This is a genomic window from uncultured Campylobacter sp., from assembly GCF_938040115.1.
Taxonomy (GTDB): Bacteria; Campylobacterota; Campylobacteria; order Campylobacterales; family Campylobacteraceae; genus Campylobacter_A.
In genome coordinates, this window is record NZ_CALHXD010000045.1 from 1 (window position 1) to 7187 (window position 7187).

General features: G+C 45.8%; 8 protein-coding genes and 2 tRNA genes. All 10 read left to right on the forward strand.

Annotated features, from left to right (window positions below):
* On the forward strand, nt 1-995 hold a 995-nt coding region (ilvA, locus tag Q0314_RS01835), incomplete at its 5' end, for a threonine ammonia-lyase (protein WP_298055889.1).
* 226 nt (nt 996-1221) lie between these two features.
* On the forward strand, nt 1222-1908 hold the full coding sequence (locus Q0314_RS01840; protein ID WP_298055891.1) for a DUF4230 domain-containing protein: 687 nt from the start codon (nt 1222-1224) through the stop codon (nt 1906-1908).
* 7 nt (nt 1909-1915) lie between these two features.
* Entirely contained in the window at nt 1916-2605 is a 690-nt protein-coding gene (locus Q0314_RS01845; RefSeq protein WP_298055893.1) for an MOSC domain-containing protein, read from the forward strand.
* A 75-nt stretch (nt 2606-2680) separates the two neighbouring features.
* Nucleotides 2681-2755, forward strand: a tRNA-Gln gene (locus Q0314_RS01850).
* A gap of 12 nt (nt 2756-2767) precedes the next feature.
* A tRNA-Met gene (locus Q0314_RS01855) sits at nt 2768-2842 on the forward strand.
* A gap of 62 nt (nt 2843-2904) precedes the next feature.
* Complete coding sequence (locus Q0314_RS01860; protein ID WP_298055895.1) at nt 2905-3348, forward strand: helicase IV; 444 nt, start codon at nt 2905-2907, stop codon at nt 3346-3348.
* A 684-nt stretch (nt 3349-4032) separates the two neighbouring features.
* On the forward strand, nt 4033-5043 hold the full coding sequence (locus Q0314_RS01865; RefSeq protein ID WP_298055897.1) for a bifunctional 3,4-dihydroxy-2-butanone 4-phosphate synthase/GTP cyclohydrolase II: 1011 nt from the start codon (nt 4033-4035) through the stop codon (nt 5041-5043).
* Complete coding sequence (locus Q0314_RS01870) at nt 5018-5317, forward strand: hypothetical protein (RefSeq protein WP_298055898.1); 300 nt, start codon at nt 5018-5020, stop codon at nt 5315-5317. The genes Q0314_RS01865 and Q0314_RS01870 overlap by 26 nt, the downstream gene beginning before the upstream one ends.
* Before the next feature lie 11 nt (nt 5318-5328).
* Entirely contained in the window at nt 5329-6111 is a 783-nt protein-coding gene (locus Q0314_RS01875; RefSeq protein ID WP_298055900.1) for an ATP-binding protein, read from the forward strand.
* Nucleotides 6112-6176: 65 nt separating this feature from the next.
* Nucleotides 6177-6905 (forward strand): response regulator transcription factor, encoded by a 729-nt coding sequence (locus Q0314_RS01880; protein ID WP_298055901.1) that lies wholly within the window; start codon nt 6177-6179, stop codon nt 6903-6905.
* The last annotated feature ends 282 nt before the right edge of the window (nt 6906-7187 follow it).

Genomic DNA, 7187 nt, shown 5'->3' on the forward strand with positions numbered 1-7187 from the left:
CGGCAAGTGCCGGCAATCACGCCCAAGGCGTGGCTATCTCGGCGCGCGAGTTTAAAACGCCCGCTACTATCGTGATGCCCGAGTCCACGCCGCTTTTAAAGGTGCTAGGCACCAAAGATCTAGGCGCCGAAGTCATCCTAAAGGGCGATAACTTTGACGAAGCCTATGCCTACGCCGTCGAGTATGCCAAGCAGCAGAGCATGAGCTTTATTCATCCGTTTGACGACGAGTACGTGATGGCTGGGCAGGGCACGGTGGGGCTTGAGATGCTTGACGATCTAGCCGAGCTTGAGACTATCATCGTGCCGGTTGGCGGCGGCGGGCTAATCAGCGGCATATCAAGCTGTGTAAAACAGGTAAACCCAGACATCCGCGTGGTCGCCGTGAGCGCAAAGGGCGCGCCTGCTATGTTTAACAGCTTTGGCGCTAAAAAGAGCATAAACTCAAAAACAGTTCGCACGATCGCCGACGGTATCGCGGTTCGCGACGCGAGCGAGACGACACTGGCAAATATCCTAGAGTGCGTGGATGAGTTTGTGCAGGTCGATGACGAGGAGATCGCAAACGCGATTTTGTTCCTGCTCGAGACGCAAAAGATCGTGGTCGAGGGCGCGGGCGCGGTCGGCGTCGCCAGTATCTTGCACAAAAAAGTCAAATTTAAAGCCGGCGAGCGTATCGGCATCGTGCTAAGCGGCGGAAACATCGACGTACAGATGCTAAACGTCATCATCGAAAAAGGTCTAATAAAGTCGCACCGCAAGATGGCGCTACAAATCACGCTGATAGATAAACCAGGCGCGCTTATGAACCTAACCGATAGCCTAAAGATCGCAAATGCCAATATCGTAAAAATCGACTACGACCGCTTCTCCACGAACCTAGAGTACGGCGACGCAAACATCACGATCACGCTGGAAACCAAGGGCGAGGATCACCAAGAGCTCATCAAAAAAGTGCTCAGAGAGCATGATTTTAAATTTATTCAGGTGTTTTAGGCGGTTAAATTTGAGCTCAAATTTGCTTGCTAAATTTGGGTTTGGCGTTAAATTTGCTTCAAATTTGAGTCAAAATTGAACCCGTATCTTAAAGGTGCGGGTTTTGCCAAACTACGTCAAAGTTCTAAACGCCTGCTAAATTTATACCGATACAAAACAGCCCAAAGCTCAAATTTAACGATTATTTTAACGAATTTCGCTAAAATCGCCTTTTAAAGGAGCAAAGATGATAGATGTTACAAGCCTTATTTTAGCGATTTTGCTGGCGATTTGCGTATTTACGATTTTTAGATTTAGTAAAGCCTTAAAAACCGCGCAAAAGCCTGCGATGACGCAGATTAGCACCGAGATATCACAGCTAAAATCCATCGGCGAGCTATCGGTTTTTCAGGTCTATAGTAAAGAGATCGTGACTAAGACCGACCATGCATTTGGCAGCTTTGGCAAGGAGTATCTGCGCTGGCTGGTGAGCGAGAAAAAGCTCTCGATGATATTTGAGTTTGAGATAAATTTCATCTACGACCTAACGAGCCCGCGCCTAGAGATCGTAAACGTCGCGAGCGAGGAGTATCTCATCAAGATGCCGCCTTGCAAATACAAATTTTCGATCGCGAATATGAAATTTTACGACGAGAAAAACGGCAAATTTATCCCGTTTTTGCTGCCTGATTCGCTAAACGGATTTTTCGGTAGTAGCTTTAGCGAGGAGGATAAAAACAGACTCATCGAGGAGGCGCGCGCCGAGGTCGAAAAGATGTCCGTACGCCTGATAAATCAGCTCCAGTCTAAGATCCACAAGTCTGCGTGCGATACGCTAGAGGCGATCGCGAAGAGCTTTGGGGCTAGGGCGGTTAGGTTTGAGTTTAACGACGAGGGCGAGCAGGTTCAGCTAAATCTGCAAAACGTGGCGTGAGGGCAAGATGGCATTTCTAAAAGCGCTTTTGATAGGTAAAGCAAGGCAGTACGGCAACGCGGCGGCCACGGACGAGCTAGGCAAGGCTTGGCGCTCAGCGATATTTAAAAATGCGCAGACGGGCGAAATCTATGCAAGCGAGCTTGGATTTGAGGGTGATGAGGTAGCTGATACGAAACATCACGGCGGCGTAAATAAAGCCGTGTTTGCAAATTCGCTAGAAAACTATCCCGCGTGGGAAGCTTATCTTGGGCTTAAAAATTTGCCGCTAGGCGCGATGGGCGAAAATTTGACCATTAGCGGGCTGGATGAAAAAAGCGTAAACGTGGGCGACGTGCATAAAATCGGCTCGCTGGTGCTACAAGTAACCCAACCGCGAAAACCGTGCTTTAAGCTCGCAAAGCGGTGGGGAAATGCAAATTTGGCTAAAGAAATTTTTGCCACGGGGCTAACCGGCTGGTACTATAAAGTACTAGAAAACGGGTCGTGCAAGGCCGGCTGCGAGGTGGAGATCCTGCAAAAAAACGAAAATGCTCTAAGCGTAATGCAAATAAATAAACTATTTTTTAATCCGAGCGAAAATTTGGATTTGTTGCCCAAATTTAGAGCGCTAGAAGCGCTACCTGCTAGCTGGCAGGATGATATAAATAGGCGCTTAAGCGGCTCATACAGCACGGCTTTTATGGAAAAGCTTTGAAAAAACGGCGAAAATTTGCCAAAAAGCTTGACAAATAAGGTAAAAATATATATAATCACCTTTCTTTTTACAGGCTGGGGTATCGCCAAGCGGTAAGGCAATTGGTTTTGGTCCAATCATCCAGAGGTTCGAATCCTCTTACCCCATCCACTCAAATTTCATCGCGGAGTAGAGCAGTGGTAGCTCGTCGGGCTCATAACCCGAAGGTCGGCGGTTCAAATCCGTCCTCCGCAACCAAATCTAAAATTTATCCTTCACTTACTCCAAAAAATCAAATTTTGCACTAAAGAAAATTGTTTATGAACTTTGACGTATCTCAAATTTTAATCGTTTTACTGCTGATCGTAATTGCTTTGCTAGCTTTAAAGCTATTTAAAAAGCAAAAAATCAAGCAAACTAGATACAAAAGCGATAGCGGCAATACGGTAAAAAGCCGCGCCGAGCTCATTGTGGCAAATTGGCTATTTTACCGCGGTATAGATTTTATCTACGAGAAAAAGGTGCCGACCAAAGAGCGTGTCATTAGTGATTTTTATTTGACGCAAAGCGAAATTTATATCGAATTTTGGGGACTTGAAACACCGCAGTATCTAAAAAGAAAAAGTAAAAAGATCAAAATTTACAAGAAAAACCGCCTAAAACTTATCCAAATGAACGACGACAGCCTGCGCGATCTAAACGCGTTTTTCGCCAAAGAATTTGCAAAACTTGGCGCAAGATACCAAATCAAGCCAAAGCCGTAAAATCGTCAAATTTTGTAAACGCTATCTTTTTTGTCATAAATTTGGATACAGATACGGCTGTTAAATTTGGCCGATACAAAATTTTTGAATCAGAAAAATCAACTATTTAAAAGCATTTGCAGTCGTTTGAGAAATAGATATTAGTAAGGTGTAAGAGCTGAAGTTGCCGATCGGAGTACGCGTGCGATAAAAACCGTTTGAACAAGAGCGCGGATGTGGTCGTTAAAAAGATTTATCACTCGCGTAACGCTAAGCGAGCATTTATGCTTTTAAGGTCGGCAAATTTGCTCCAAAACAGTTCCAATCAGCGGCGAGTTTGATCAAATTTAGTCGCCGCGATGAAAAACAACCCAAATCGTATCGCGCTCCATTTTAAGGTTTGACAAATTTAATCAAAATAACAATTCTTGTAAATTTGCCTCACGCATATTATTATCGCCAAATTTAACCTTTAACATTTTCAAGGTGCGGGTTATGCCCAAAATCGGTCAAATTTAATAAATCCGTAAAAATTAAACAAAAACTTACAAGCCTGGTCGCTTCGTTTAAATTTAACTAAAGCCCGTTCGCGCCGCGTTTGGCTACATCTAAAAGTCCGTAAAATCTCAAGCCAAGCCCGCGCAAAAGCCTAAATTCAAAGCTAAAAATGTATAATTACCCCAAATTTTTAAACAAGGAATAACAATGGATAGAGTAGAGCAGGCCATAAACGATATAAAAAATGGCAAAATGGTCGTCATGGTCGACGATGAGGATCGCGAAAACGAGGGCGATCTGGTATTTGCGGCGACTTTTAGCGATACGCAAAAGGTAAATTTCGCCATTACTCACGCAAAAGGCGTGCTGTGCCTCGCGCTAAACGAGGAGATCGCGCGTCGCCTCGATCTAAATTTGATGGTGGATAAAAACACATCCTGCCACGAGACGGCGTTTACAGTCACCATAGACGCCAAAAATACGACCACGGGCGTAAGCGCATACGAGCGCGACGTCACGATCCGCCTAGCGGCCGATCCGATGTCAAAGCCGCAGGACTTCGTGCGCCCTGGGCATATCTTCCCGCTCATCGCTAAAAAAGGCGGCGTGCTAAGCCGCACGGGACACACCGAAGGCTCGGTCGATCTATGCAAGCTTGCCGGCCTAACGCAAGCAGCCGTCATCTGCGAGATCGTAAAAGAGGACGGAAATATGGCTCGCAGGCCAGATCTGGAGGCGTTTTGCGAGAAATTTGGGCTAAATATGGTCTCGGTCTCTGAGCTCGTGCAGTACCGTCTAAAACACGAAAGTCTAATCGAGATAAAAGAAAAAAGCGCGGCTAAGATAGCAGGCTTTGACGCCCTAAAATGCGAGATCCTAGATCACAAAGGCGAGCGACACTATGCCTTTGTTTTCGGCGAGATAAAAGACAAAACCGCGGTCAAATTTCATCAAATTTCAAGCGACGTGGAGCTGCTTGGCTCCGATAAATTCGCCGAGCTGCTCGAGTCGCTTGAGTATCTATCCAAAAACGGCGGCGTCGCAGTGTTTTTGCAGGGCGAGGAGAAGTGCGGCGGACAGGTCAAGGACTACGGCATCGGGGCGCAAATTTTACACAAACTAGGCGTCAGCCGTATCGAGCTTTTAAGCGCGAATAAAAACAAAGATTTCGTCGCGTTAAAAGGCTTTGGGCTTGACATCGCGGGCTATAAAGAATAACGCAAGCGGGCCTAGCGAGGTTGCGCGAGCCTTTGCCAAGACGCTAAATTTGGGGCTTTTGTACGCGGATAAAAAAGGCGTAATTAAATTTATAAATAAAAAATTCGAGCGGATTTTCACTCTAGCGCCCAAGGTTTTTTACGGAGCGAAATTTGACGAGGTGATCGCTGCGGCACAGGGGCTTGGCGAGCTAAAGAGCTTTAAAAATCTTAAAAACAGCCCGATAAACTCGAGCGATTTTATAGTAAAAAGGGTGAAAAAAGCTTCAGACTAAACGTCTCGAACGTGCTTGAGGGCGGGGTAAAATTTGACGGATTTATCCTTGCGGTCACTGACGTCACGCACGAAAAGGAGCTCGAAAAAAAGGAGCTTGAGCATAGGCGCTCGGTGCTAGCTCACGCCAAAACCGCGCTGGTAGGCGAGATGATAAACTCCATTTCGCATCAGCAGCGCCAGCCTCTAAGCGCGCTGGGACTGTATCTGGATAACATCGAGGAGTGCGCGCGCGAGGGCGAATTTGAGCGCATACCGGCTCAAATCGCAGCCTGCAAAAAGAGCTTAAGGCTCATGGACGAAACGATAAAGGCGTTTAGAAATTTTTACGCCAGCGGCGAGGGTGCGGCAAAATTTGATCTCGTTAATATCATAAACGAGCTTATTTTGATAGTGCGGCCAGAGCTAAACTCTCACGGCATCGAGCTAAAATTTACTCACGATGGTGGCAAATACGAGCTAAAAAGCGTCGCTAGCTACGTGAGGCAGATCCTGCTTTCTTTGCTCTCAAATGCCAAGGACGCGCTGGTTGAAAGCGGACGTGATACGCCGCAAATTTTAATCGAGCTAAAGAGGGCGGGCGAGCTATTTTGCGTGAGCGTGAGCGATAACGGCGGCGGAGTTAAGGCGGATAGCGATAAAATTTTCGAGCCGTTTTTTACGACAAAAAATATGGGCACGGGCACGGGGCTAAACGTAGCTAGGGAGCTCGCCGTAAAAAAGCTAGGCGGCTCGCTGGAGCTTGAAAGTGCCGTAAATCCGACTAAATTTACGCTATTTTTAGGCGAAATTTAGACGAGGCGATAAATTTAAAAATTAGTTTGCAAACTTAAGAAAGACAAACAAGAAACGAGGCTAGCGTGTATAGCAAAATAAAAAATATCTTAAACGGCGTAAATTTGCTCATCGTCGAGGACGACGAGAGCCTGCGCGAGAGTATCAAGATATCGGTCGAAAACTACGTGAGCGAGGTTTACGCCTGCGCAAACGCGAAAGAGGCGCTGGAGGTTTTTGAGGCAAAAGGCGTAAATTTGGTGCTTTCTGATATCAACATGCCGCACATGAACGGGCTTGAGATGGCGGCTCGTATAAGGGGGCTGGATAAGGACGTGCCTATTATATTTCTTACTGCATATGGTAGCGATGAAAACGTGCTTAGCGCGATAGAGCTAGGTAGCTTTGGCGTGCTAAAAAAGCCGTTTGAAAAGCGCGATCTAATCATGCAAATGAGCTTTGTGGCGAATAAATTTAAAAACGATTTTGCGGAGGTTGATCTAAAAAACGGCTTTAAATTTAACGCCTTTAGCAGGCAGCTAACAAAGGACGGCCGGCCCGTGGCACTAACTAAAAAAGAGCAAAATTTACTCCATCTTTTTCTAAAAAATCAGGGCCGCGTCGTGAGCTTTGAGATGATCGAGGCGTGCGTCTGGCAGGAGGGTAGCTGCACCGCCGACGCGATACGAAGCTTTGTGTATAAACTACGCAAAAAACTCTACCCCGAACTCATCCAAAACGCGCAAGGTAGCGGATATGCGCTTATCTTGGGCGAACAAAATCAACGAACCGTGAGTCAAACGAGCTATATCTGAGGCAAGATGGCTTAATCAAAAAATCATAGTTTAATACAAAACTCGGCGATTATAATCCGTTTAAAATTTACGTTTTCTTAAAAGCGTAAATTAAGCATAAATTAAAATTTAAGTCGTAAAATGCGAATTGCTAATTTTAAAATCAACTTTAAGGAGAAAATATGCAAATAAATTCGCAAGAAGTAACGCAGGCGCCGGGCAATAACACCGTCTTTCAAACTTGGTTGCTAAGCGGCGACGAAAACGCCTGTAAAAAGGGCTTTGAGAGGCTTTGCGCTTTGG

Bases quoted from the DNA above. Each gene is read 5' to 3' on its own strand.
- Q0314_RS01865 (WP_298055897.1), top strand. From the start codon at position 4,033: ATGGATAGAGTAGAGCAGGCCATAAACGATATAAAAAATGGCAAAATG.
- Q0314_RS01845 (WP_298055893.1), top strand. From the start codon at position 1,916: ATGGCATTTCTAAAAGCGCTTTTGATAGGTAAAGCAAGGCAGTACGGC.
- Q0314_RS01840 (WP_298055891.1), top strand. From the start codon at position 1,222: ATGATAGATGTTACAAGCCTTATTTTAGCGATTTTGCTGGCGATTTGC.
- Q0314_RS01860 (WP_298055895.1), top strand. From the start codon at position 2,905: ATGAACTTTGACGTATCTCAAATTTTAATCGTTTTACTGCTGATCGTA.